Below are 25,544 nucleotides of genomic sequence, written 5' to 3'. Positions count from 1 at the left end.
ACAATTTTGTATACTGATGCTAACCCATATTGATATAAATTCTAATTGATAACTTTGTAGTAATAATCAACCAATACTTGACTAATTAGTTATCGAAAACTTAGTTTATTGCTAAAATATAGTTGCTCTCATTTATCACTCAGCTTGATTCTGCTATTGTTTACTAACCAAACCGACTAAAAATACAGAACATCCATAGTAACTATTTTAATATGCTAAGTTTTACTCCCAATCGAGGTATCCAATGCCTGCTGGCAAAAAAAATGAGTCAATTACGCTACGACCTTTAGAACGTGAAGATCTGCCATTTGTCCATCAATTAGATAATAACGCCAGTGTTATGCGTTATTGGTTCGAAGAGCCTTATGAAGCTTTTGTTGAATTAAGTGATCTGTATGACAAACACATTCATGATCAGTTAGAGCGTCGGTTTATTATTGAAAATGAAGGCACTAAAATTGGATTAATTGAATTAGTAGAAATAAATTATATTCATCGTCGAGCTGAAATTGGCATTATTATCGATCCGGCCTTTCAAGGTAAAGGATATGCCGCCAAAGCCACCAACCTAGCGATGGATTATGCTTTTTCAGTGTTAAATCTCTATAAAGTCTACTTGATTGTGGATAAAGAAAATACCAAAGCGCTTCATATTTATAAAAAATTGGGCTTTCATATTGAAGGCGATTTGGTTGATGAATTTTTTATTAATGGTAAATATCGTACCGTCATTCGGATGAGTATTTTTCAACATCAATACAGTGAAATGAGAAAAAAATTCTCGCCAGAGGCCAATAAAACACCTGAAAAATCATCAGTAATCAGATAAGCTGTTAAGTATCAATATCCTGTATTACTAAATAACAATATTGGTTATGGAGTAAAGATGTCTCAAGATCGGCTCTATACTGAAAAAGAGATCAGTTGGTTATCATTCAATGAGCGAGTTTTGCAAGAAGCAGCAGATAAACGTAATCCGCTGATTGAACGCATGCGATTTTTAGGCATTTATTCCAATAACCTTGAAGAATTTTATAAAATTAGATTTGCTGATGTTAAGCGACGTATATTAATTAATGAAGAACGAGGAACCGCATCCAGTTCACGCCAGCTATTAAAGCGAATTGAAAGCAAAGTTGCCAAACTCGATCAAGAATTTGACTCATTATATAACGAGTTATTACTTGAAATGGCGCGTAACCAAATTTTCCTAATTAATGAACGGCAAATTTCGCCAAATCAACAAATTTGGTTACGACAATTTTTTCGCCAACAACTTCGTCAGCATATTACGCCTATCCTGATCACGCCGGAAACTGATTTAGTCGAATTTTTAAAAGATGATTATACCTATTTAGCCGTTGAAACTATCAAGGGACAAAATATTCAATATGCCTTACTAGAAATTCCAGCGGGCAAACAACCTAGATTTATTCATTTACCGCCTGAAATGCCAAAGCGCAGGAAATCAATGATCCTGCTAGATAATATTTTGCGTTATTGTCTAGACGAAATATTTAAAGGCTTTTTTGACTATGACCAATTAAACGCCTACGCGATGAAAATGACGCGCGATGCGGAATATGATTTAACTACTGAGATGGAATCCAGCATGCTGGAGTTGATGTCATCCAGTTTAAAACAACGTCTTAATGCCGAACCGGTTCGTTTTGTTTATCAACGTAATATGCCTGATGAAATGGTAGAACTACTGAGAAAAAAACTCGGACTATCAAGTGATGATTCAGTCATTGCCGGTGGCCGTTATCATAACTTTAAAGATTTCATTAAATTTCCAAACGAAGGTAATAAAAATTTACTGAATAAACCACTGCCGCGTTTACGTCATCGTCGTTTTGATAACTTCCGTAATGGCTTTGATGCGATCAGAGAAAAAGATGTTCTCCTCTATTATCCTTATTACACTTTTGAGCATACGATAGAATTATTACGCCAAGCCTCTTTTGATCCCAACGTATTGACAATCAAAATCAATATTTATCGTGTAGCCAAGGATTCGCGCATTATTGAGTCGATGATCCATGCCGCGCACAACGGTAAAAAAGTCACCGTGGTGGTTGAATTACAAGCGAGATTTGATGAAGAAGCCAATATTCATTGGGCTAAGCATCTTACCGAAGCCGGAGTACATGTCATTTTCTCTGCACCTGGCCTAAAGATCCACGCTAAACTTTTTATTATTTCTCGTCTCGAACAAGGTGAAATTATTCGTTATGCTCATATTGGCACCGGAAATTTTAACGAAAAAACCGCTCGCCTTTATACCGATTATTCCTTATTAACGGCAAATCAACAAATTACCAATGAAGTAAGGCGGGTATTTAACTTTATTGAAAACCCTTACCGACCTGTCAATTTTGAAAATCTAATGGTTTCGCCGCAAAATTCACGCACTCGGCTGACGCAACTGATCGATCGGGAAATTAGCAACGTTCAAGCGGGAAAAGCAGCCGCTATCTTGCTAAAGATTAATAACTTAGACGACAAAGAATTAATTAATCGTCTTTATGATGCCTCCAATGCTGGCGTAAAAATTCGTCTGCTGATCCGCGGCATGTGTTCGCTGGTTCCCGGCCAAGCTAATTTTAGTGAAAATATTCAAGTTACTAGCATTGTCGACCGTTTTCTTGAGCATGACAGAGTTTATGTATTTAGTAATAATGGCAACGAAGAAGTCTTCATCTCATCAGCTGACTGGATGACCCGCAATATCGATTTTCGTATTGAAGTGGCTGTTAAATTGGTTGATCAACAACTGAAACAACGCGTGCTCGACATTCTTGAATTACAATTTAATGATACCGTTAAAGCGCGTTATATCGATAAAGAGTTAACCAATCGTTATGTACCACGCGGTAATAAACGCAAGATCCAGGCACAGCTTGCTGTCTACGATTATCTAAAATCACTAGAACATCCAGAAACAAGAGCTTAACACTATGCCATTAATAAAACCTTCAGCATCGAGGCCGATGGAAATTGCTGCCATAGATCTTGGCTCTAATAGCTTTCATATGATTGTTGCACGAATAGTTAATGGTGCCTTACAGATTTTAACCCGCATTAAAAAACGTGTTTATCTGGCTGACGGTTTAGATGAACATAACAAATTAAGCGAAAAATCAATTCAGCGTGCCTTGACCTGCTTAGCGCTTTTTGCTGAACGTTTACAAGGACTTACCGCTGATAATGTTTGCATAGTTGGAACTCATGCCTTACGAGAAGCAGTTAACGTCAAAGAGTTTTTGCAACGAGCTAAAGCCATTATACCCTACCCAATTGAAATTATTTCAGGCCAAGAAGAAGCGCGGCTGATTTTTATGGGGGTTGAGCATACCCAGTCAGAAAAAGGTCGGAAGCTGGTGATCGATGTTGGCGGTGGCTCTACAGAACTTATTATTGGTGAAGATTTTAAGCCTCTATTAATGGAAAGCCGTAAAATGGGCTGCATCAGCTATGCCCGCCAATTTTTTGCTAATAATCTAATTAATGAAACTAATTTTGCGCGCGCCTATTTTGCTAGCCGACAAAAACTGGAAAATCTTGCTTGCCAATATCAAATGCAAGGTTGGGACTATGCCTTTGGTGCTTCAGGAACCATAAAAGCAATTCATGAAGTACTTTGCCAGTTGGGTGATTCAGATGGCATTATAACCCATGAGCGCTTAGTTAAACTAAAAAAATTAGTACTAAAGTATAAAAATTTTAAGTCACTCGATCTACCCGGCTTATCAGCAGAGCGTGCTCACGTTTTTGTTCCGGGATTAGCCATTTTATGTGGCATATTTGATTCTCTGCAAATCAAGCAGTTAACGCTCTCTGACGGTGCTTTACGTGAAGGGGTTCTCTATGAAATGGAAGGACGTTTTCGTCATCAAGACATTCGCCAACGCACTGCATTAAGTTTAGCTGAACACTATAATATTGACCGAGAACAAACGCAGCGAGTATCAAAAACCATCGAGATCCTTTATCAACAATGGGCAAAACAAAATCCCAAGTTGATTAACCCACAATTGAAAGTGCTACTTATCTGGGCCGCTATGCTGCATGAGGTTGGATTAAATATCAATCATAATGGCTTACATCGTCATTCTGCCTATATTTTATACAACACCAATCTGCCAGGATTTAACCAAGAGCAACAGTTATTACTAGCGACATTGGTCAGGTATCATAAAAAAAGTATCAAAGCTGATAAGTTCCCTAAATTAAATCTATTTAAGAAAAAACAATATTTACCCATGATCCAACTATTACGGTTAGCTACGCTACTTAATAATCAACGTCAATCGACAACCACGCCAAACTCACTACGTTTGAAAACCGATCAAAATCATTGGACACTCTATTTTCCTCCCCACTATTTACAGCAAAATGCGTTAATGCTGCTAGATTTAGAAAAAGAACAAAAATATTGGCAAGATGTTCCTAGCTGGAAACTAAAAATTAAAGAGGAATCTGCTTGATATTTTGGTATGATTAAAAATAAAATCTAGCAACCATAAATCTAACTTAATTGCTTCTTTTCTATTCAATAACTTATCTATCCTGCTGCTGATAGTAGTTGTTTAAATAATGTGTGCATTTAATCGAAAGTCATTAAAAATGATAATACCTGATAATAGGTTACGACTATTAGTATTTAAGGATAACCATGTCTCAACCAGCCTTTTCATCGAATATTAACTCACTTATTAATCCACATTCACAAAAGCTGGCACAAATTAGGCAAGATATTTTGACGCTTTTCATGGAAAATGAAGAGACGATTAAAATATTAGCCACTCAACATGACAAACAACAAACCTTATCGATCGTAAAGCACTATAAAAATATCATCCAAATTAAATCACTATTAGATGCCTTACATGCAGCCGATATTGCGAATCTTTTAGAAATGTTGCCTTATGATGAACGCTCATCACTATGGTATTTAATTGATAATAATAAACGCGGTCAGGTTTTAGTCGAAGCCTCAACCTCGGTCTGGGAAAGTTTACTCAAGAACATGTCAGATAGAGAGTTGCTACGCGCTGTTGCTAATCTACATGTTGATGACCAAGCCTATATTGCCGAACACTTACCGCCCGACACGATGCGTCGTTTACTGACTTACCTTGATCCCAGTTTACGTAATCAGATCCGTGAAGTACTGCAATACCCTAAGGATAGCGTTGGCCAAATGATGGATTTTGAATTTATTACCGTTAGGCCTAACATTAGCCTGAAAACTGTTCAACGCTATCTACGCCAGCGCTGTAATATCCCTGAAGCAACCGATAAAATTTTTATTGTCGATATACAAAATCGCTTGCAAGGAGAATTGCCATTAACGACGATTTTAACCTCATCACCAACAAAAACAGTGGCTGATGTGATGAAAACTGCCACGATGAGTTTCTTGCCTGACGAAAAAGCAGAAGACGCTGCGAGTGCTTTTGAACGATACGATTTGATTTCAGCTGCGGTGGTTGATAACAATGGTTTATTAATGGGACGCTTAACCGTTGAAGATATAGTTGATAATCTTAATGAAGAGAGTGATAGCAACATCCGGCGCATGGGAGGATTAAGCCCTGAAGAAGATGTTTTTGCACCCGTTGGGCAAGCAGTAAAAACTCGCTGGACCTGGCTTGCCATTAACCTCTGTACCGCCTTCATTGCCTCACGAGTGATTGGTGTGTTCGAAAATACCATTTCACAACTGGTCGCACTGGCAACACTAATACCTATTGTCGCCGGCATTGGTGGCAATACCGGTAACCAAACTATCACTATGATTGTTCGAGCAATTGCCTTGCATCAAATCCAAACTGGTAATTTCTCATTTCTGTTACTGAGAGAATTAGGCGTCGCGCTGATCAATGGTATTGTCTGGGGCGGGATCATGGGCATCGTCACCTATTTACTCTATGGTAACCTTGAGATGGGTGCGGTGATGACTTTAGCTATGATATTGAACTTAATGATGGCCGCATTAATGGGCGTTATTATCCCATTAATTATGGTCAAACTGGGTCGAGATCCGGCCATTGGCTCAAGAGTGATGATAACCGCGATTACTGATACCGGTGGCTTCTTTATTTTCTTAGGTTTAGCCACTCTTTTTCTAATTTAAATCGTCAGCGCTAATCTACATTGCAACCTTAGAATAGCGCCTTAAAACAAAACTTATTAAACCTCTTTGCTATCTCAATCTATTTAAATTAATAGCCAAATTTTTCTCTATCTATCAATTGAAAAATAGCAGATTAATATATTTATATAATTAAAATAGAATGCATTACTATCTAAATTCCATCCTTGATTTTGCTAACCATTGATTTAATTAAAAACAAATAACCCAATATTTCTCCGGTTTAAAGGTTATCCAGAGTAGGATAAAATAATATCCGCTTTTTATGTTTATATAGACAATGACGAAAAAAACCAGATTATTGGTTATAACTGCCGGATGATAAACAGATAATTATTATCGCTAAATCAAGATATCATTATTTTTTATTATTAAAAAATAAAATCAATTAACAAATTGCACCTATTGTTTGAATTATTTATTCAGCGAATTAATACACTATTTTGCCTATTAATAAAAAGGATTAAAAAAACATGCCATCGCTAACCAATACGCAAAGTCAGCCTGTTGCTAGGCCACTAAATCGGCAAGATTATAAAACGCTGGGTCTATCTTCGTTAGGTGGTACACTTGAGTTCTACGATTTTGTTATTTTTGTCTTTTATGCCAAAACCATCTCGCTACTTTTTTTCCGACTGGTAATCAATTTCTCGCTCTGATAGCAACCCTTGGGTTATTTGCTGCCGGCTATCTGGCTCGTCCATTAGGTGGCATTATTATGGCACACTACGGCGATAAAATTAGGCCGTAAGCGCATGTTCAGTTTGAGTATCTTTATGATGGCCCTCCCCACTTTGGTTATAGGGGCGCTGCCCACTTATGCCACAATTGGCATTGCTGCGCCACTATTATTACTATTGATGCGTATTATGCAGGGAGCGGCAATTGGCGGAGAAATGCCAGGTGCCTGGGTGTTTATCGCTGAACACACGCCAAAACAGCGTTATGGTTTAGCTATTGGAACCCTGACTTCCGGCATTACTGGCGGTATTTTGCTCGGCTCTATTATTGCCATTACCATTGAATATCAATTTACCGAACAACAGATTGTCGATTTTGCCTGGCGCATTCCGTTTATTGTCGGCGGGTTATTTGGCCTTATTGCTGTCTATTTGCGACGCTTTTTACAGGAAACCCCAATATTCAAAGAATTAGCAGCACAAAGAGCGTTTTGTAATGAGTTGCCAGTTAAGACCGTTTTAACATCACATAAGCAGGCTTGTTTGATCACCGCGCTACTAACCTGGTCTCTATCGACCTCAATTATCGTGATCATTTTAATGACGCCTGATGTTATTTTACGCGGCACCTACCATATCGATCGAAATAGCGCCTTACAAGCCAACTGCTTTGCAGTGTTGATGTTAACTGTTGGCTGTATTTTTTGGGGTTACTTAAGCGATAAAATTGGCTCCCGCCTCACCATGTTAGTAGCCTATAGCGGCCTGATCATCAGTGCCAGCTATTTCTATTCCATACTATCACCGGCTATTTCATTTTTAACATTAAGTAGTTATTACGGCATTATGGGATTATTCGTCGGCGCCGTCGTTTTAACCCCGATTATTGGCACTCGGGCATTCCCACCTGCAATTCGTTTTTCTGGTCTGTCTTTTGCCTACAATATCGCCTATGCGATTTTTGGCGGTTTAACGCCGATCATCACTGGCTTCTGGCTACAACAATCTCCTCTGGCGCCGGTTTATTATGTTAGTGCCGTTGCAATGCTGGCTATCTTGGTTGGTTTTTTGCCGTTAGCATATCAAGGGTGGCAACATCAGCGGGCAAAATAAATCTAACAAGCAATAATATCCGCTTTTACTCGCTGCTAATTAGTTAATAACTTCTGATTTAATAATAAAAAAGTGCATCATTTATTAGACTGATGCTCTTTATACAACCATAAAAAATCTTAATTTCACCAACATCCATCAGCGCCAGGCTGGCGGCATGATGCCGGCAATGATGGTTGGAAAATGAGCCTTAATATAAGTAACCATCATATTTGATAGCACTGCCGAACAGGTGAACTCTCTTTCATGGCCTAATAATCTATTAGTCCAATCTTTATACTGAGCCTCATTTTCGAAGGTTTGCGGTGATAATTGATGAGCCTGCTCCATTAGCGCAAAAGCAAAATACCTTAATGTATTCGGTGATTCAGTTTCCGTACCAAATATTGCACTGGAAGAATATTTGCTAAAAACGGCAGCCAGGCTTAACAACGTTTCGGCTTGCGTGTTTGTGTCAGCTGCCGTGAGCTGATATGCCACCAGTAATTGCTGCTTATATTGGTCAGTTAAGCGATAACCTATTACGCCATTCTCTATGTATTGCTTAAACTTATTGTCAAATATCGCGGCCAGTTTGGCTTGACTGCCAAAATCGATTAATTTAATTGCAGATGAGCTTTGATTTGTTGCGGTTTCAAAGGTGGCTTGCCATTCACCTAAATCTAAAGTAGCTAATAATTGGCAAAATTTGGCTTGCTGCTGTTGAAATAGATAGTTAGATGCAAATAATTTAAAATGATGTTCCAAAAGATCATCTAACTGATAATCTGCCAGGCCAATATTCTTTTGTCCTTGATAAAGATAAAAACCATGCCAATTGATATTCTCTGGTTGCGCTGACTGAATACCTAACATCCGCTGTAGCTGGTTCTGCGACATCGTCATAGCATAGTGACTATCATGTTGGGCAGAGAGCAGAATAAAATTATTCGCATCTTTATCAGACCAATCAGGTTTACCAGCATAATCACCGAAATCACCTTTAGTATAAGGCTCAACACGGTTATCTTGCAGATAACTGTTATATAGGGTTTCAACCTGTTCTTTATGGCTACTCTCACCCGCCATCACCTGTGAAATTAACTGAATAAAGGCACCATTATGACTAACCATCATTTGCGATTGGTGAGTAAAACAGTTTAGCAAGGTTGTTAAAATATTAGTAGTTAACCTGAGTTCGGGATAAGAAATAAAGAGAAAGTCTTGATATTCAAATAGTTGAATGAGCCTGTTTTGTTAAAATACTCTAACAGTCTGGTTAAAGAGTAGAGCATTGTTAAACAATTATGGAAAATCTTACTAAACTTTATTGCCTGATGGATGATTTTTGCAAAGACTTCGAGCCAAAAATGCATGAATATTTGCTGACTAACGGTACTAAGCGTCGTAGACGGTCTACTCAGCTTTCGTTGGCGGAAATGATGACACTGGTTGTGTTGTTTCATCAACTCCGATTCAGGCAATTCAAGGTATTTTATCTCTATTATGTCCGCTTATATCTCCGGAAGGAATTTCCTAACTTGCCATCCTATTCACGCTGTGTAGAGTTACTTCCGCGTAGTGCCTTAGCGTTAACGGCACTGTTTGAGTCAATTAAGGGAAAATGCACGGGGCTATCGGTTGCCGATTCTACTCCGATAGCGGTGTGTGATAACTTACGGATCCGCAGACATAAAGTCTTCAATGGGATAGCTGAACGGGGAAAAAATTCAACAGGTTGGTTCTTTGGTTTCAAGCTTCATGTAATTATCAATCATTTGGGGGAAATACTCAGTTTTCGACTCACACCAGGAAACACCGATGATCGGAAACCATTGCCTGAGCTGACAAAGGATCTTTCTGGTTGTTTGTACGCAGATAAAGGGTATTTATCGGCTTCACTGAAACAGCAACTCAAAACGATGGGAATTAGCCTTATAACGAATATCAAGAAGAAAATGAAGCCTATTAAACAGACTTGTTTCGACAAAGCCATCTTGCGTCATCGTTCTGTCATTGAAACGGTATTTGATGAGTTAAAAAATCTTTGTCAAATAGAGCATACGCGACATCGCTCTCCGGCTAACTTTGTAGTGAATTTATTAGGCGGACTGGTTGCATATTGTTTAATGCCATCTAAACCAAAGATACCTGTTGCAGGTACGTATCTTCAAGTATAATTGATAATGCTTATCCCGAACTCAGGTTAGTTAGTACCGGCATCGTGCTGACAGCATATTTCGCCAGATAAGACGGTAATATTTTATTATTAAGCCAGTTAATAATTTTCTGATCCTGGTTATAGGGCGCTTTAGCGAAAGTCTCTAATAAGGGTTCTACTACTGATGACAATGAAACATTTGAGGGGCGCTTATCTAAGGAATTAATTAATTGATGAACCAGCGCTATTTTCTTGTCATTATATTTAGCATCAATACTGTCGATGGCTGTCAGCAAACTAGAATCATTATTAATATGGCTAAGGTATAAATCTAAACTATCATTATTCCAATCAGGTAAAGCGATATAATTTAGATTTACACCATCTAAATTAGCGCCAGTTAAATCAGCACCATTTAGATTAACGCCTTGCAATTTAACGGTGCTCAGATCAACGCATCTTAAGTTAGCACAACTGAGATCTTCATAATTTAAATTAGCATTAATCAAATTAGTTTGGCGAAAATCGACTCTCTCTAAACAAGCCATCTCCAAATTGGCATTTTGCAAATTAGCATTTTTTAGCTCAGCAAGAGTCAGATTAGCGTTACGTAAATCAGCATCCCTTAGATTAGCGCTATCCAGATGAGCTTTCTCCAGTGTAGTATTCTTTAATATTGCTGTATTCAACTTAGCTTTAACTAAGTCACGAGTTTCGCACGGGCATATAAAATTCTAGAAATGGCTTCAGAACAATAATTAATCTGTAACTTGCTAAGACGTATAAATTTACTTAAATTACAATAAGTTATTTTCAATTTATGAGATTTTTTCTATTTATATATTATGCTGAATTAAACTTAAAAATAGAGCGTTTTTTTATTGGTGCGAAACTCGTGTAAGTATGCTTCTTTAAGATTAGCATTGGATAGATCTGCGTGATTAAAATTGACACCGTTCAGATAGGCAAATTCCAGTTTGGCATTCCGCAAATTAGTCTTTTCTAATTTAGCATTGAAGAGATTAGCACTAATTAAACAGGCTTCACTCAGATTGCTATGACTTAAATCAGCCCATTTTAGACTAGTATTAGCTAAATTAGCATGACTCATAGTAATAATATTCAATTTAGCGTGCTCTAAATTAGCACTCTCTAGATTAACCATGCTCATCTTAGAATGCTTCATATTTACTTTATGCAGATCAATACCAGACAAATCGATGCTACCCAGACTAACTTTTGTCAAATCAAGGGTTGAATCAGCTCTGCGCTCTTTAATGAATTTATCCACAATATCACACTTTTGCTGTCGTAAATCCTTTTTGTCATCAAGGCTACAATTATCCGGGATAACTTGCCTTAAAATATCTAAGTCAGAAAGCGGTTCTGATGGCGTATCAGTTGAGCGAAAAACGGAATTAGTAGTGTTAATCGAAAGTACTGTCATAATTATTCCTTGATTAATTAATAATTAAAAAGAAGTAATATATGAGCGATTGAAAAAAAATTATTGTAAAAAACCGCTATTTAATTGCGATTAACGATTCTTTTAGGTTATTAGACATTTGTTAAGGCGACATTAATATACAAGTTTGCTAATGATAACTATCTTAAATATATATAACATTTAGCTAATTTATGCTTATCTCACACTGATTATTACAATTTCCACATTTCCTCCATTTTTTTATATTAAATAGTCACTAAACTATAGTGTATAAATAATTTATTTATGAAATTAAAAATATCTGCTGATACCTGTACAAAAAAATGCTAAGGACATGATGAACAATAATACTCACCGCCGAAAAATTGTTATATCTGCTATTGCCATTATTTTTTTATCCCTTAGCGGGGTGTTTGCCTGGCGTTATTTTCATTCGCAAACCCCCACGACAGCTGCCTTATCAAGCACGCAAGTATCAAAGCAAAGCTCAACAAAATCGCGTAAAACGCCGCTACCGCCGGTGCAAGCGGCATTATCCGTGCGACAAAGTATTCCCCACATTTTGACCGCCTTAGGTACAGTGCAAGCCGCCAATACCGTAATGGTAACCAGTCGGGTGCAGGGGCAACTAATGGCGCTACATTTTACTGAAGGACAAACAGTTAAAGCAGGCGATTTATTAGCCGAAATCGATCCACGGCCATTTCAGATCTCGCTAGCGCAGGCAGAAGGACAATTGCTCAAAGATCAGGCGCAATTGCATAATGCCCGACAAGATTTAGCCCGTTATCAAAAATTAGCTACCAGTAAGGTTATTTCTCAACAAGAGTTAGATAAGCAACGAACCTTGGTTCAGCAAACAGAAGGCAGTGTTAAAATCGATCAGGCGGCAATTAGTAACGCTAAACTGCAACTAACCTATAGCAGGATCACGGCTCCTATTACCGGTCGAGTTGGTTTAAAACAGATCGATATTGGTAATTATATTACCAGCGGTTCAACTTCACCTATCGTTATCATCACCCAAACAACCCCTATTGACGCCGTATTTGCCCTGCCTGAGGTAGATATTCCGTTGATCAAAATTGCTCAACAGCAAAAAACCAAAATTCCAGTGATCGCCTGGGATCGTAATAATAGCGCCAAAACTGCCGCCGGTTACCTATTAAGTACAGATAATCAAATAGATAGCACAACTAGCACATTAAAAATGAAAGCACGTTTCGCTAATCAGGATAATAGGCTTTTTCCTAACCAATTTATCAATATCCAAATTCAAGTTAATACGCTAAAAAATGTGGTAGTGATCCCAACCGCTGCTTTACAAATGGGTAGTATTGGTCACTTTGTCTGGACATTAGATAAAAATAATTTAGTCAAAAAATATAAAGTCACGGTGGGTTTGCAGGATGGTCAAAAAACCATTATTAGCGCTGAGTTAGATGCTGGTGTTTTGGTTATTACCGATGGTGTTGACCGACTAGTTGATGGAGTAAAAGTTCAGTTGGTTACCCCAAAAGATCGATTAACATCTTATGCGAACACGACGGAGAAATCTTAATGCAGTTTGAGACTCCGTTAAAAAGTGGTGGCCCATCAAGGTTATTTATTCTACGCCCGGTTGCAACCACGCTATTTATGGTTGCCATTTTATTAGCTGGTATTATCGGTTACCGTTTTTTGCCAGTCTCTGCCTTACCACAAGTTGATTATCCGACGATTCAAGTGGTTACCCTTTACCCTGGCGCCAGTCCTGATGTGATGACATCAGCTATCACCGCACCATTAGAACGCCAACTAGGTCAAATGTCTGGTTTAAAGTAGATGTTTTCCCAAAGCGCAGGCGGCTCTTCAGTAATTACGCTAACTTTTCAATTATCGCTAGCACTGGATATCGCTGAACAAGAAGTGCAAGCAGCCATTAATGCGGCCAGTAATCTATTACCGAAAGATCTCCCCTATCCGCCCATTTATAATAAAGTCAATCCAGCTGATCCGCCCATTTTAACCCTAGCCGTGACCACTAACGCCCTGCCAATCACTGAATTGCAAGATATGGTTGAAACACGGGTAGCGCAAAAAATTTCTCAGGTTGATGGCGTAGGCTTAGTCACCCTCGCCGGCGGGCAACGTCCGGCTGTTCGTATTAAACTAAATCCACAAGCCGTCGCCTCTTGGCAACTGGATAATGAAACTATTCGGTTAGCTATTAATAATGCCAATGTCAATTCAGCTAAAGGCAGCCTTGATGGCCCTACTCGGGCAATTACGCTTTCAGCTAATGATCAAATGAAATCATTGGCAGATTATCGCTCACTAATTATTGCTTATAAGCAAGGTGGCGCAATTCGGCTAGGTGATATTGCTACCATTTCACAAGCAGCGGAAAATACCGAATTAGGCGCTTGGGCCAATAAAAAACCAGCAATTGTGATTAATGTCCAACACCAACCTGGGGCGAATGTCATTAAAACCACTGATAATATTCGCAAAATCTTACCTGAATTAGTTAAAAATTTACCGAAAGCAGTCAATGTTAATATTCTGACCGATCGAACGACCACAATTCGTGCTTCAGTTAAAGATGTCCGATTTGAATTAGTACTGGCGATCGCATTAGTTGTTATGGTGGATTTATCTGTTTTTGCGCAATGGTATCGCAACCTTAATTCCGAGCATCGCCGTTCCCCTATCACTGGTAGGTACTTTTGCCGTCATGTATTTTTGCGGTTTTTCAATTAATAACCTCACTCTGATGGCTTTAACAGTAGCAACAGGATTTGTCGTCGATGATGCGATTGTGGTGATTGAAAACATTTCCCGCTATCTGGAAAAAGGGGATAAACCGTTAACAGCAGCGCTAAAAGGCGCTGGAGAAATTGGTTTTACCATTATTTCATTAACATTTTCATTAATTGCGGTGCTGATCCCACTGTTCTTTATGAGTTATATCGTGGGCCGCTTATTTCGGGAATTTGCCATTACGCTGGCTGTGGCTATCTTAATTTCTGCTGTTGTATCCCTAACTCTAACACCAATGATGTGTGCCCGTTTACTCAAATCTGAAGCAAAAACTAAATACAATCGTTTTGAAAAAGGCTGTGAGCTGTTTTTTGATAAATTGATTGCTATTTATGGTGTCTGGCTTAAACGCATTCTCAATCACAAATTCACGAGTTTCGCACCAATAAAAAAACGCTCTATTTTTAAGTTTAATTCAGCATAATATATAAATAGAAAAAATCTCATAAATTAAAAATAACTTATTGTAATTTAAGTAAATTTATACGTCTTAGCAAGTTACAGATTAATTATTGTTCTGAAGCCATTTCTAGAATTTTATATGCCCGTGCGAAACTCGTGGAATGGCTAGTACTATCTGTCGCCATTAGCACATTGATACTAACAGCATTGCTTTATATTATGATCCCAAAAGGTTTTTTTCCCTTACAAGACAATGGATTATTGCAAGGCGTAATCGAAGCACCACAATCGAGTTCTTTTGCCTCAATGGCAGAAAAACAGCAACAAATTGCGGAACAAATATTAGCCGATCAAGCGGTAGAAAATGTCATCACTTTCGTCGGTGTTGATGGTAGCAATTCAGCCCTTAATAATGCGCGATTACAAATTACCCTTAAACCATTAAATCAACGCCATGAGCGGATAGATGTCATTATCCCTCGGTTACAACAAGCAGTTAATAAGATTCCAGGTATCAAGTTATTTTTACAGCCGATGCAAGATCTGACTATTAATAGCCAGATTTCCCGCACCCAATATCAATTTACTTTACAAGCGACTTCTATAGAACAACTCTCATTTTGGCTACCCAAGCTTCTCAACGCTTTAAAAGCCAATCAGCAACTTACTGACGTAAGTAGTGATTGGCAAGATAAAGGTTTAATCGCCAAAGTAACTGTTGATCGCGACACAGCTAGCCATTTAGGCATTAGCATGTCGGCCATTGATAACGCATTATATCACGAGTTTCGCACCAATAAAAAAACGCTCTATTTTTAAGTTTAATTCAGCATAATATGTAAATAGATAAAACCTTATAAATTAAATATAACTTATTGTAAATTAAGTGAATTTATGCATTTCAGTAACTTGCAGATTAATCATTACTTTTAAGCCATTTCTAGAATTTTATAGGCCTGTGCGAAACTCGTGTATATAATGCGTTTGGCCAACGAATGATCTCGACAATCTATACCCAGGCTAATCAGTATCGAGTTATTCTTGAGCATGGCGTTGAAGGAGGTGTTGGTCTGGCGGCGCTAAATAATATTCGTTTACGAAGCAACCAAAACACTATGGTGCCGCTAACCATATTAGCTAAAGTTGAACAGAGTTATGGCCCTTTATCAATTAATCACTTAGCCCAATTTCCTTCGGCGACATTTTCCTTTAATGTCGCTAAAGGTAGCTCGTTGGAAGGCGCAGTCAATACATGTCACCGATCATGCAAAACTGATCCACTAACGATCATCTAAAACTGATCCACTTGGTATTATTCGCACATTTTTGTACGGATAATTTATGTTAACCAAGGAGATATTTGTGGATATTCATGTTCGCTTTGCACAAGGACAAAGCCTTCGAAAAATTGCCCGTGAATTGGGCATATCCCGTAACACCGTAAAACATCATTTACAACAACAGACAATGCCAACTTATGCTAAAAGAAGTCAACAACCGACTAAATTAGCACCCTTTAAACCTTATTTGCTTCAGCGAATTGAACTGGCTAAACCTGATTGGATCCCTGCAACAGTCTTATTTGATGAAGTAGTTGAAAGCGGCTATCAAGGCGGTATTGCTCAATTACGCCGATTTGTTTGTCAATTTAAACCAAGCATTGTTCCCGAAGCTGTCGTCCGTTTTGAAACACAGCCAGGTCAACAAATGCAAATCGACTTCACCAGCATCCGGCGAGGTAAAAAATCACTAAAAGCGTTTGTTGCAACGCTAGGCTATTCGCGTGCGAGTTATGTAAAGTTCTTTGATAATGAACGAGCAGAATCCTGGCAACAAGGTTTACGAGAAGCTTTCGACTATTTTGGTGGTGTACCACACGAAATATTGTGTGATAACGCAAAATCCCTCATCATCGAACGGGATGCTTATGCAGAAGGTGAACATAAATTACATGTCGAAAGATTACGGGTTTAAATTGTGTGCTTGCAAGCCCTACAGGGCAAAAACTAAAGGGAAAGTAGAGCGCTTTAACCTCTATTTAAAAAACAGCTTTATCGTACCATTAAATACCGACCTTCGTGCTCATAATCTTGAACTGGATATTGAGATAGCTAATGCAAGAGTGGGGCCCTGGTTACAACGCGTTGCCCATCAGCGGATTCATGGAACAACGTTAGAGAAGCCAGCAGATAGACTAGCTAAGGAAGTTAAGTATCTTCTACCCTTACCAGCAAGGGTTTGCCAATCTATCCCGCAGACTGATACGCTTAATATCCGTATCGTACCGCCCCTTGAATCTGTCAGTTTGCAACACTCAATCAGCGTATACGAAGCATTGCTGGGAGGTGAACATGTTATTGCATGAACAAATTGAACACCTGTGTGAGTCATTGAAATTAAATTCTATTCCGACTCATTGGTCATCACTTGCCGAACAATGCATTGCCCAAGACAAAAGCTACGGAGAGTTTTTACTGTCCCTATTAAAATGTGAGCAACAACAACGAGATGAACGAACCCGTAATCTTTTGAGTCGGATGGCAGGATTCCCAGCACATAAAGAACTTAATACGTTCGATTTTAAGTTTGCAACGGGGATCCCCAAACAACACATACAGGAATTAAGCGCATTAACGTTTATTGAACGTAATGAAAATGTCGTGTTGCTTGGCCCAAGCGGTGTGGGCAAAACGCATTTAGCTATTGGGTTAGGATTAAAAGCAGTACAGGCCAAGAAGAAAACCCGCTTTACCACGGCAGCTGAACTGATGTTGCAACTCTCAACTGCCAAACGACAAAATAAGCTCAAACAATATCTATCACGTTCGGTGATGGCCCCGAAATTGTTGATTATCGATGAGATTGGATACCTGCCGTTTGGGCGAGAAGAAGCAAACCTGTTTTTCAATGTGATTGCCAAGCGTTATGAGCATGGCAGTGTCATATTGACGAGTAACTTATCATTTGGGCAATGGCCAAATGCTTTTGCTGATGACGCAACATTAACTGCCGCTATGCTTGCTCGTTTACTTCATCATTCGCATGTACTGCAATTAAGCGGTGAAAGCTATCGATTGAAAGATAAGCGGCGCTCAGGAGCAATGACTGAGTAAAAGTGGATCAATTTTGATTGATCGGATTTAGCTAAAAAGTGGATCAGTTTTCGGTGATCGTTGACAACAATCAAACAGATAGAAAATCAGCTTGAATTACCCCATGACATTATTACCCAATTTCAAGGAGCAACATTAGCCTTTGAAAAAGCACTGGCTAATACTTTGTGGCTTATTTTAGCGGCAATTATTGCCATGTATATCGTTCTCTGTATCTTATATGAAAGTTTTATCCACCCAATTACCATTCTTTCTACCCTACCTACTGCTGGCGTTGGCGCGCTATTAGCTTTAATGATAGCCGGTTATGAACTGGACACGAGTTTCGCACCAATAAAAAAACGCTCTATTTTTAAGTTTAATTCAGCATAATATATAAATAGAAAAAATCTCATAAATTGAAAATAACTTATTGTAATTTAAGTAAATTTATACGTCTTAGCAAGTTACAGATTAATTATTGTTCTGAAGCCATTTCTAGAATTTTATATGCCCGTGCGAAACTCGTGCTGGATATTATTGCCGTCATCGGCATCATATTACTGATAGGCATCGTCAAGAAAAACGCCATTATGATGATTGACTTTGCGCTAGCCGCAGAGCGAGAGCAAGGTTTATCACCCGAGGAAGCTATCTATCAAGCTTGTTTATTACGCTTCAGACCTATCTTGATGACCACAATGGCCGCTCTGCTTGGCGCTCTGCCTTTAATGTTAAGTACCGGAGTCAGCGCTGAGTGACGCCGACCGCTAGGAACCTGCATGGTTGGTGGCTTAATTTTGAGTCAAATATTAACGCTTTTTACTACGCCTGTGATCTACACGAGTTTCGCACCAATAAATAAACGCTCTATCTTTAAGTTTAATCCAGCATAATATATAAATAGACAGAATCTTATAAATCAAAAGCAACTTATTGTAATTTAATAAAATTTATGTGTTTTAGTAACTTGAAGATTAATCATCGATTTTAAGCCATTTCTAGTATTTTATACGCCTGTGCGAAACTCGTGATCTATTTACTTTTTGACCGGCTAGCTAGCCATTGGAAATCTGGCCATCACCATAATCAGGCATCAAAGGGAGAGGAGCCGTTGCTGTGAAATTGTTCGCATTATTTATCGAACGTCCGGTAGCAACAACCCTACTTAGCGTAGCAATTACCCTATGTGGTGTTTTAACTTTTATGTTACTGCCTATCGCACCTTTACCACAAATAGATTTCCCCGTCATTAAAGTAACCGCCTCACTACCAGGTGCATCACCGGAAACCATGGCTTCTTCAGTCGCGACACCATTAGAGCGGGCTTTAGGTCAAATTGCTGGTATTAACGAAATGACGTCCAACAGTTCGCTAGGTAATACTAACATCACGCTGGAATTTGAGCTTGATAAAGACATCAATAGTGCTGCTAGAGAAGTCCAAGCGGCATTAAATGCAGCGCAAAGTATGCTACCTACCGGTATGCCTTCACGCCCACGTTACTACAAAACTAATCCAGCCGATGCCCCAATCATGATCCTAACCTTAACTTCCAGTAGCTATCGAATCGGTGAAATATATGACATCGCTTCGACCCGGCTGGCACAACGTCTTGCCCAAATAGCCGGTGTCAGTGAAGTTTCTTTTAGTGGCGACTGCCAGCGGTACGTATTGAACTCAATCCCACGGTACTATTTAATCAAGGCATTGCCCTAGATACAGTAAGAGAAGCGATTAATAATGCCAATGTTCGTCGCCCACTTGGCTATTTAAATGATGAACAATCACGTTGGCAAATAAAAACCAATGATGAATTAAAAACCGCTGCCGATTATCAACCCATTATTACATGAGTTTCGCACAGGCATATAAAGTTCTAGAAATGGCTTAAAAGCAATGGTTAATCTGTAAGTTACTAAAACACATAAATTTTATTAAATTACAATAACTTGTATTTAATTTATAAGGTTTTGTCTATTTATATATCATGCTGAATTAAACTTAAAAATAGCGCGTTTTTTTATTGGTGCGAAACTCGTGTATTATTCATTCTCATAATAACCCAGTAGTTAGACTACAGGATGTTGCTAATATCAAAGACTCGCTACAAGACATTCGCACCGCCGGCATGACTGCTGGCAAACCGGCTATTATTTTAGTCATTCGACGCGAGGCTGGCGCCAATATTATCGCTACCGTCGATCGTATTCGTGCTGAGCTACCTGAACTTAGAAAAATGCTACCAGCAAGTATTGATTTAGCCATTGCCCAAGATAGAACCCCGACCATTCGAGCCTCGCTGACAGAAGTTGAGCGAGCATTAACGATTGCGATCGGTTTAGTGATCTTAGTGGTTTTCCTATTCTTACGTTCTGGCCGGGCAACAATTATTCCCGCTATTGTGGTACCCGTTTCACTAATTGGTAGTTTTTCAGCGATGTATTTATGTGGTTTCAGCCTTAATAATCTATCACTAATGGCATTAACGGTCGCGACCGGTTTTGTTGTCGACGATGCCATTGTGGTAATTGAAAACATTATGCGCCACATCGAAAACGGTTTAACACCGCATAAAGCTGCCATTATCAGTGTTAGTGAGGTTGGTTTTACCGTATTGTCGATGAGTATTTCTTTAATTGCCGTTTTTATCCCGCTATTCTTTATGGGAGGACTAGTTGGCCGTTTTTTCCATGAATTTGCCATTACCTTAGCCACAGCAATTTTGATCTCATTATTTGTTTCACTTACCCTGACCCCCATGATGTGTGCTTATCTATTAAAAGAAAGTAAAAAATTTAGTACCCATAAGATAAGGGGCTTTGGCCGGTTATTATTAAAAATACAACAAAGTTACAGTGTCACATTAAATTGGGTTTTAGCTCATCAACGAAATGTATTGTTAGTTTTACTCGCCACTATCGGTTTAAATATTTATCTTTATATCAGTATCCCAAAAACATTCTTCCCCGAACAGGACACTGGCCGGTTACTAGGTTATGTACGGGCCGATCAGAGTATCTCTTTTCAATCCATGAAAACTAAAATGACCCGTTTTATGACGCAGTTGGATATGGATCCTAGCATTGACAATGTGACCGGTTTTATTGGTGGCAGCAGAATGAATAGCGGTTTCATGTTTATTGCTTTAAAGCCCCTAAATAAGCGGAAAGAAACGGCAAATCAAGTAATTGTGCGATTGCGAACTCAACTGGCAAATGAACCGGGTGCTAACTTATTCCTTATACCCGTGCAAGATATTCGGGCTGGTGGGCGTCAGGCTACTGCCAGTTATCAATTTACTCTTCTTGCCGATGATCTAGATGAGTTACGTGACTGGGAACCACAAGTTCGTAAAGCACTGGCAGCACTGCCCCAACTCGCGGACGTTAATTCTGACAAAGAGGATAAAGGCACTGAAATGGCGATAACTTATGATCGTGACAAAATGGCACAATTAGGGATTAATGTTAAAGAAGCAAACAATTTACTTAACGATGCATTCGGCCAGCGACAAATATCAACCATTTATCAGCCAATGAATCAATATAAAGTTGTCATGGAGGTGGCACCTGAATATACCCAAGATACCAGTACATTAGATAAAATGTTTGTGATTAATAAACAGGGTAAACCGATTCCGCTCTCCTTTTTTGCCAAATGGCAACCCACTAATGCGCCATTAAGTGTTAATCATCAAGGATTATCTGCCTCATCAACTATTTCTTTTAATCTTAATGAAGGCTACACCCTTAATGATGCCATTAACGCAATAGAAATGACCATGATCCAATTAAGTGTGCCGTCTACTGTACGTGGTACCTTCGCAGGTACCGCTAAAATATTTCAACAAACCTTAAAAACGCAATTATTTCTGATCATTGCCGCCATAGTCGCGGTCTACCTTGTACTTGGTATCCTTTATGAAAGCTATATCCATCCATTAACCATTATTTCCACTTTACCGTCTGCCGGTTTAGGGGCCTTATTAGCATTAGAATTGTTCAATACCCCTTTTAGTTTAATTGCATTGATAGGTATTATGTTATTAATTGGTATAGTTAAGAAAAATGCCATTATTATGGTGGATTTTGCCATCCAGGCACAAAGAGAAAGTCTACTCAGCGCACATGATGCCATATTTAAAGCTAGCTTATTACGTTTTCGCCCCATATTAATGACCACCATTGCAGCAATTTTTGGCATGCTACCTCTGGCTATAGGTAATGGTGATGGTGCTGAATTACGCCAACCCTTAGGAATAACCATTGTTGGCGGTTTAATTGTTAGTCAAATATTAACACTTTATAACACCCCAGTGGTTTATCTCGCTTTCGATAAGCTGCAGACATATCTACAACAAAAGCGCTTGTTTGCGAGGCTTGAATGAAAGTACAGTTTAGGGGGGTTACCCATAAATTTTTTTTTGCTATCTTTGCCCTCTGTCTGTTGATCGTTTTTACTATGCACTGGGGAATTAGATTAAGTTTTGAGCAAGGTTTTATTGGCTATATAAGACAAAGCAATGAATTACGTACCAGCCTAATTGCTCAAGCACTGACTGAACAGTACCAGCAAACCGGCAATTGGACGTTTTTGCATCATAATGGCCGCGCCGTAACCCAGATCATTAATACCCTGGAACAAGAAAATGATCTGCCGGTTCAATCTTCAACCAAAAGCTGGCGTACTCAAGTTTGGATTGTGGATCATAATATGACCAGACTTTCAGGTCGTGGAATATTACCCACTGCTAGCCAAGATATTATTCAAAAACCGGTCAAATATCATAACCAGATCGTAGGTTGGGTTATTAGTAATGCAGCTGATAAAATCAGTCGTGAAGCGGATATTAATTTTGATCGCCAACAACATCTCACCAGTTCTCTGGTGACCATGTTCTCATTGCTGGTAGCGCTAATCACCTCATTGCTATTAGCCAGAAATTTTCTCAAACCAATCAAACATATCCTTAAGGGTACCCACCAACTTACTGCCGGTAATTTTGCGGTTCGCGTGCGAATTTCGAGTCGAGATGAACTAGGTCAATTGGCTAAAGATTTTAACCAGCTAGCCTAAACTTTAGAAAAAAATGAACATATGCGGCGTGATTATATGGCAGATATCTCTCACGAATTACGCACACCATTAGCCATATTACGTGGTGAGCTCGAAGCAATTCAAGATGGTGTCCGGCCGCTTTCGGTCACAACATTACATTCTTTATTAGCTGAAACGAATAGATTAACTAAACTTGTCAATGATTTACATCAGTTATCCCTGTCTGATCGCGGTTCACTGGTTTATCGAAAAAAAAATATCAATTTGGTACAACAAATTGAGTTAGCTATCAATAGCTATCGCGGCAGATTTGCTGATAAAAAAATAACGTTAAATATCACTTTACCTAGTGTGGTAACTTTACATGCTGATCCTGATCGTTTAGCCCAACTATGGCATAATTTACTGGAAAACAGTTTACTTTATACTCATTCAGCTGGCTCACTGAGGATCCAAGGTTATGTTTCACAACAGCGATTTTATCTCATTTGGCAAGATAGCGCCCCAGGCTTATTAGTAGATCAATATCCCTTGTATCTTGAAATTTGGTTATAATAATAGCGATTAGATTTGGCAAGGTGTATGTAATCCGATTGTCCCTGGGGTTTATAGCCCGTAGCAAAGCGAATGATGCATACACTTAGCCACTCATCTGAAACCCGAACAGTTGTCCGTAATTCATAACGTATTTGCAAGGATGGGTAATATGAGTCAGCTAAATCCAATTTGTGTAGGAATTGATGTTTCTAAAGCTTCATTGGATATTGCAGGCACCAATAACATTGAGCAGTTCAGAGTCAGCAATAACCCTGACGGGTTCGATACCATCATTTATCAACTGAAAAAGAACAACATAGCCTTGATTCTGATGGAAGCTACAGGTGGTCTCGAGGCAGCGATTGCATGCGCTCTTCAGGCTGAAGGTTTTGATGTTGCCGTTATCAATCCCAGGCAAGCCAGAGACTTTGCTCGATCCATGGGCTATCTGGCAAAGACTGATAGAATAGATGCCAGAGTTTTAGCTCAGATGGCTGATGTCATTAACCGCCATCCTGAGCGGTCACGTTTTATCCAGGCTATTCCTGATGCAGAGCGTCAGATTCTTGCTGCTATGGTGGTGCGCAGACGCCAGCTGATTGCAATGCTTGTAGCTGAAAGAAACCGGATGCATCCATCTCACCCGCAAAACAGAAAAAGCATCAGTAACATCATCAATGCACTAGAAAATGAACTTAAACGGATTGACGAGGATATGCATAAGCATATTACGGATCATTTCAACGAGCTTGCAGAGCGGCTAAGTACTATCAAAGGCATTGGTATGATGACTGCTGCTACATTGCTGGCAGAAGTCCCTGAGTTAGGGAAACTCTCGCGCAGGGAGATCAGTGCACTGGTTGGGGTAGCTCCTGTTAATAGAGACTCGGGAACCATGCGTGGCCGACGAACCATTTTTGGCGGTCGGGCCGGAGTTCGAACCTCTTTGTACATGGCTGCACTGGTTGCAACTCGTTTCAATCCGGTGATAAAAGCATTTTACACACGGCTGGTTGCAGCAGGAAAAGCCAAAAAAGTGGCGCTGGTTGCCTGTATGCGCAAACTGCTGACTATCCTGAATGCGATTCTCAGAAAGAACCAAGAATGGGATGAGTCGTATCATAACGTTGCTCCATAAATATACTGTTCAAGACAGTTGCTTTATTTTTGAGCGTTTTTATCGGGTTGAAAGTTCGCGTAATCGCGCCAATGGAGGTTCAGAACTCGGTTTGGCCATTTGTTATAATATTGTTGAAGCCCATGGTGGCAAAATTATCGCACAAGCCTCCTCTTTAGGAGGCGTAAAAATTAGCATAGAATTTCCATTAGATGATAACCATAAAAGCCAAAATGTATGAGTTGCGATAATCACTGCTACCGTATTTTAGTTGTTGAAGATGAACCAAAGTTAGGCCAATTATTAGTTGATTATCTACAGGCCGCTGGTTTTCAAAGCGATTGGTTACTCGAGGGTAATAGTGTCGTTAACCAAGTAAAACATTTTCCACCGGATCTGATTTTACTTGATCTTATGTTGCCAGGTATAGATGGCTTATCAATCTGCCGTCAATTACGTCAATTTTCAGACATCCCTATTATCATTGTGACAGCGAAAACGGAAGAATTTGATCGCTTAGTTGGCTTAGAAATTGGCGCTGATGACTATATCTGTAAGCCCTTTAGCCCACGTGAAGTAATCGTTAGAATTAAAACCATTTTACGCCGTTGCTATCGACAAACTACAGCAGAAAATAGTGACTTTAAGCTAATTATTGATGAAAGCGCCTATCAGATACATTATCAAAATCAAACCATTGAATTAACACCGGCGGAATTTCGATTATTAAAATATTTATCCCAACATCCGGGTAAAGTTTTTTACCGTGATAAACTGTTGAATAACCTCTATGATGATTATCGAATTGTTACTGATCGCACCATTGATAGCCATATAAAAAACTTGCGCCGCAAGCTGCAACAATTAGATAAAGAGCGGCAATTTATCCGCTCAGTATACGGTTTAGGTTATCGTTGGGAATTAGTTTAATTAAATTTTGCTAATCCGCTCGCCGGTTGATTTGGATTTCATCACATAAGGCGTTAGAATTAG

The 25,544-nt window shown here is 39.1% G+C and carries 17 protein-coding genes and 7 pseudogenes; 21 read left to right on the top strand and 3 right to left on the bottom strand.

What is annotated here, in order from left to right; translation table 11 throughout:
• The first annotated feature begins 244 nt into the window (after positions 1-244).
• From speG to V3224_RS03365, 5 genes are all read left to right on the top strand, one after another.
• Positions 245-829: a spermidine N1-acetyltransferase gene (speG, locus tag V3224_RS03385; RefSeq protein ID WP_334468514.1), complete on the top strand. Its 585-nt coding sequence runs from the start codon at positions 245-247 to the stop codon at positions 827-829.
• A gap of 57 nt (positions 830-886) precedes the next feature.
• A complete protein-coding gene (gene ppk1, locus V3224_RS03380) occupies positions 887-2,956 on the top strand; it encodes a polyphosphate kinase 1 (RefSeq protein ID WP_334468512.1) in 2,070 nt (689 codons plus the stop codon).
• A gap of 4 nt (positions 2,957-2,960) precedes the next feature.
• Positions 2,961-4,490 carry an exopolyphosphatase gene (gene ppx, locus V3224_RS03375; RefSeq protein ID WP_334468510.1) on the top strand — a complete coding sequence of 510 codons (1,530 nt, stop codon included), beginning with the start codon at positions 2,961-2,963 and terminating at the stop codon, positions 4,488-4,490.
• Between the two features lie 188 nt (positions 4,491-4,678).
• Positions 4,679-6,142 (top strand): magnesium transporter, encoded by a 1,464-nt coding sequence (mgtE, locus tag V3224_RS03370; RefSeq protein WP_334468508.1) that lies wholly within the window; start codon positions 4,679-4,681, stop codon positions 6,140-6,142.
• Between the two features lie 725 nt (positions 6,143-6,867).
• Positions 6,868-7,953 carry an MFS transporter gene (locus tag V3224_RS03365; protein WP_334468507.1) on the top strand — a complete coding sequence of 362 codons (1,086 nt, stop codon included), beginning with the start codon at positions 6,868-6,870 and terminating at the stop codon, positions 7,951-7,953.
• A gap of 138 nt (positions 7,954-8,091) precedes the next feature.
• Here the strand turns inward: V3224_RS03365 and V3224_RS03360 are convergent, their stop codons facing one another.
• Entirely contained in the window at positions 8,092-9,144 is a 1,053-nt protein-coding gene (locus V3224_RS03360; RefSeq protein ID WP_334468759.1) for a hypothetical protein, read from the bottom strand.
• A gap of 95 nt (positions 9,145-9,239) precedes the next feature.
• Here V3224_RS03360 and V3224_RS03355 point away from each other — a divergent pair, with 95 nt between their 5' ends.
• A complete protein-coding gene (locus V3224_RS03355) occupies positions 9,240-10,112 on the top strand; it encodes an IS982 family transposase (protein WP_334468506.1) in 873 nt (290 codons plus the stop codon).
• A gap of 10 nt (positions 10,113-10,122) precedes the next feature.
• Here the strand turns inward: V3224_RS03355 and V3224_RS03350 are convergent, their stop codons facing one another.
• Complete coding sequence (locus V3224_RS03350) at positions 10,123-10,821, bottom strand: pentapeptide repeat-containing protein (RefSeq protein WP_334468757.1); 699 nt, start codon at positions 10,819-10,821, stop codon at positions 10,123-10,125.
• Between the two features lie 131 nt (positions 10,822-10,952).
• Positions 10,953-11,540, bottom strand: coding sequence for a pentapeptide repeat-containing protein (locus V3224_RS03345; RefSeq protein ID WP_334468504.1), 588 nt, complete (start codon positions 11,538-11,540; stop codon positions 10,953-10,955).
• 337 nt (positions 11,541-11,877) lie between these two features.
• On the opposite strand from V3224_RS03345, the gene V3224_RS03340 reads away from it, so the two are divergent.
• The 15 genes and pseudogenes from V3224_RS03340 to baeR all read left to right on the top strand — a co-directional run bounded on the left by V3224_RS03340 (position 11,878) and on the right by baeR (position 25,481).
• Positions 11,878-13,101: an MdtA/MuxA family multidrug efflux RND transporter periplasmic adaptor subunit gene (locus V3224_RS03340; protein ID WP_442889846.1), complete on the top strand. Its 1,224-nt coding sequence runs from the start codon at positions 11,878-11,880 to the stop codon at positions 13,099-13,101.
• Positions 13,101-14,706 (top strand): annotated as a pseudogene (locus V3224_RS03335) (efflux RND transporter permease subunit); the annotation flags it as partial. The gene V3224_RS03340 and the pseudogene V3224_RS03335, both read left to right, overlap by 1 nt.
• A 200-nt stretch (positions 14,707-14,906) precedes the next feature.
• A pseudogene (locus V3224_RS03330) lies at positions 14,907-15,533 on the top strand (efflux RND transporter permease subunit); the annotation flags it as partial.
• 206 nt (positions 15,534-15,739) lie between these two features.
• Positions 15,740-16,039, top strand: a complete 300-nt coding sequence (locus tag V3224_RS03325) for an efflux RND transporter permease subunit (protein WP_442889786.1) — start codon at positions 15,740-15,742, stop codon at positions 16,037-16,039.
• A gap of 46 nt (positions 16,040-16,085) precedes the next feature.
• Positions 16,086-17,109: pseudogene (istA, locus tag V3224_RS03320) on the top strand (IS21 family transposase).
• On the top strand, positions 17,096-17,857 hold the full coding sequence (gene istB / locus V3224_RS03315; RefSeq protein WP_334467847.1) for an IS21-like element helper ATPase IstB: 762 nt from the start codon (positions 17,096-17,098) through the stop codon (positions 17,855-17,857). Before istA ends, istB begins: the two are co-directional and overlap by 14 nt.
• Positions 17,858-17,914: 57 nt before the next feature.
• Positions 17,915-18,169 (top strand): annotated as a pseudogene (locus V3224_RS03310) (efflux RND transporter permease subunit); the annotation flags it as partial.
• Between the two features lie 197 nt (positions 18,170-18,366).
• Positions 18,367-18,732, top strand: a pseudogene (locus V3224_RS03305) (efflux RND transporter permease subunit); the annotation flags it as partial.
• 223 nt (positions 18,733-18,955) lie between these two features.
• A pseudogene (locus V3224_RS03300) lies at positions 18,956-19,686 on the top strand (efflux RND transporter permease subunit); the annotation flags it as partial.
• 176 nt (positions 19,687-19,862) lie between these two features.
• Positions 19,863-22,226, top strand: coding sequence for an efflux RND transporter permease subunit (locus V3224_RS03295; protein WP_442889784.1), 2,364 nt, complete (start codon positions 19,863-19,865; stop codon positions 22,224-22,226).
• A complete protein-coding gene (locus V3224_RS03290) occupies positions 22,223-22,915 on the top strand; it encodes a HAMP domain-containing protein (RefSeq protein WP_334468501.1) in 693 nt (230 codons plus the stop codon). Before V3224_RS03295 ends, V3224_RS03290 begins: the two co-directional genes overlap by 4 nt.
• 36 nt (positions 22,916-22,951) lie before the next feature.
• On the top strand, positions 22,952-23,452 hold the full coding sequence (locus V3224_RS03285; protein WP_334468499.1) for a histidine kinase dimerization/phospho-acceptor domain-containing protein: 501 nt from the start codon (positions 22,952-22,954) through the stop codon (positions 23,450-23,452).
• A 151-nt stretch (positions 23,453-23,603) separates the two neighbouring features.
• The gene (locus tag V3224_RS03280; protein ID WP_032115191.1) at positions 23,604-24,572 is read left to right on the top strand and encodes an IS110 family transposase; all 969 of its coding nucleotides are present in this window, start codon (positions 23,604-23,606) and stop codon (positions 24,570-24,572) included.
• A 25-nt stretch (positions 24,573-24,597) separates the two neighbouring features.
• Positions 24,598-24,792: pseudogene (locus V3224_RS03275) on the top strand (ATP-binding protein); the annotation flags it as partial.
• Positions 24,789-25,481 carry a two-component system response regulator BaeR gene (gene baeR / locus V3224_RS03270; protein WP_334468497.1) on the top strand — a complete coding sequence of 231 codons (693 nt, stop codon included), beginning with the start codon at positions 24,789-24,791 and terminating at the stop codon, positions 25,479-25,481. The pseudogene V3224_RS03275 and the gene baeR, both read left to right, overlap by 4 nt.
• Positions 25,482-25,544 lie beyond the last annotated feature (63 nt).

This window comes from Arsenophonus sp. PmNCSU2021_1 (assembly GCF_036919435.1).
Taxonomy (GTDB): domain Bacteria; phylum Pseudomonadota; class Gammaproteobacteria; order Enterobacterales; family Enterobacteriaceae; genus Arsenophonus; species Arsenophonus nilaparvatae.
Note: the sequence above shows the minus strand (reverse complement) of the source record. Positions and strands in the feature narration are given on the sequence as shown.

Excerpts from the sequence above, each read along its gene's own strand:
- istB (WP_334467847.1), top strand. The coding sequence starts at position 17,096 with ATGTTATTGCATGAACAAATTGAACACCTGTGTGAGTCATTGAAATTA.
- V3224_RS03325 (WP_442889786.1), top strand. The coding sequence starts at position 15,740 with ATGATCTCGACAATCTATACCCAGGCTAATCAGTATCGAGTTATTCTT.
- baeR (WP_334468497.1), top strand. The coding sequence starts at position 24,789 with ATGAGTTGCGATAATCACTGCTACCGTATTTTAGTTGTTGAAGATGAA.
- V3224_RS03355 (WP_334468506.1), top strand. The coding sequence starts at position 9,240 with ATGGAAAATCTTACTAAACTTTATTGCCTGATGGATGATTTTTGCAAA.
- V3224_RS03345 (WP_334468504.1), bottom strand. The coding sequence starts at position 11,540 with ATGACAGTACTTTCGATTAACACTACTAATTCCGTTTTTCGCTCAACT.
- V3224_RS03290 (WP_334468501.1), top strand. The coding sequence starts at position 22,223 with ATGAAAGTACAGTTTAGGGGGGTTACCCATAAATTTTTTTTTGCTATC.
- V3224_RS03285 (WP_334468499.1), top strand. The coding sequence starts at position 22,952 with ATGGCAGATATCTCTCACGAATTACGCACACCATTAGCCATATTACGT.
- mgtE (WP_334468508.1), top strand. The coding sequence starts at position 4,679 with ATGTCTCAACCAGCCTTTTCATCGAATATTAACTCACTTATTAATCCA.
- V3224_RS03340 (WP_442889846.1), top strand. The coding sequence starts at position 11,878 with ATGAACAATAATACTCACCGCCGAAAAATTGTTATATCTGCTATTGCC.
- V3224_RS03280 (WP_032115191.1), top strand. The coding sequence starts at position 23,604 with ATGAGTCAGCTAAATCCAATTTGTGTAGGAATTGATGTTTCTAAAGCT.
- ppx (WP_334468510.1), top strand. The coding sequence starts at position 2,961 with ATGCCATTAATAAAACCTTCAGCATCGAGGCCGATGGAAATTGCTGCC.
- ppk1 (WP_334468512.1), top strand. The coding sequence starts at position 887 with ATGTCTCAAGATCGGCTCTATACTGAAAAAGAGATCAGTTGGTTATCA.
- speG (WP_334468514.1), top strand. The coding sequence starts at position 245 with ATGCCTGCTGGCAAAAAAAATGAGTCAATTACGCTACGACCTTTAGAA.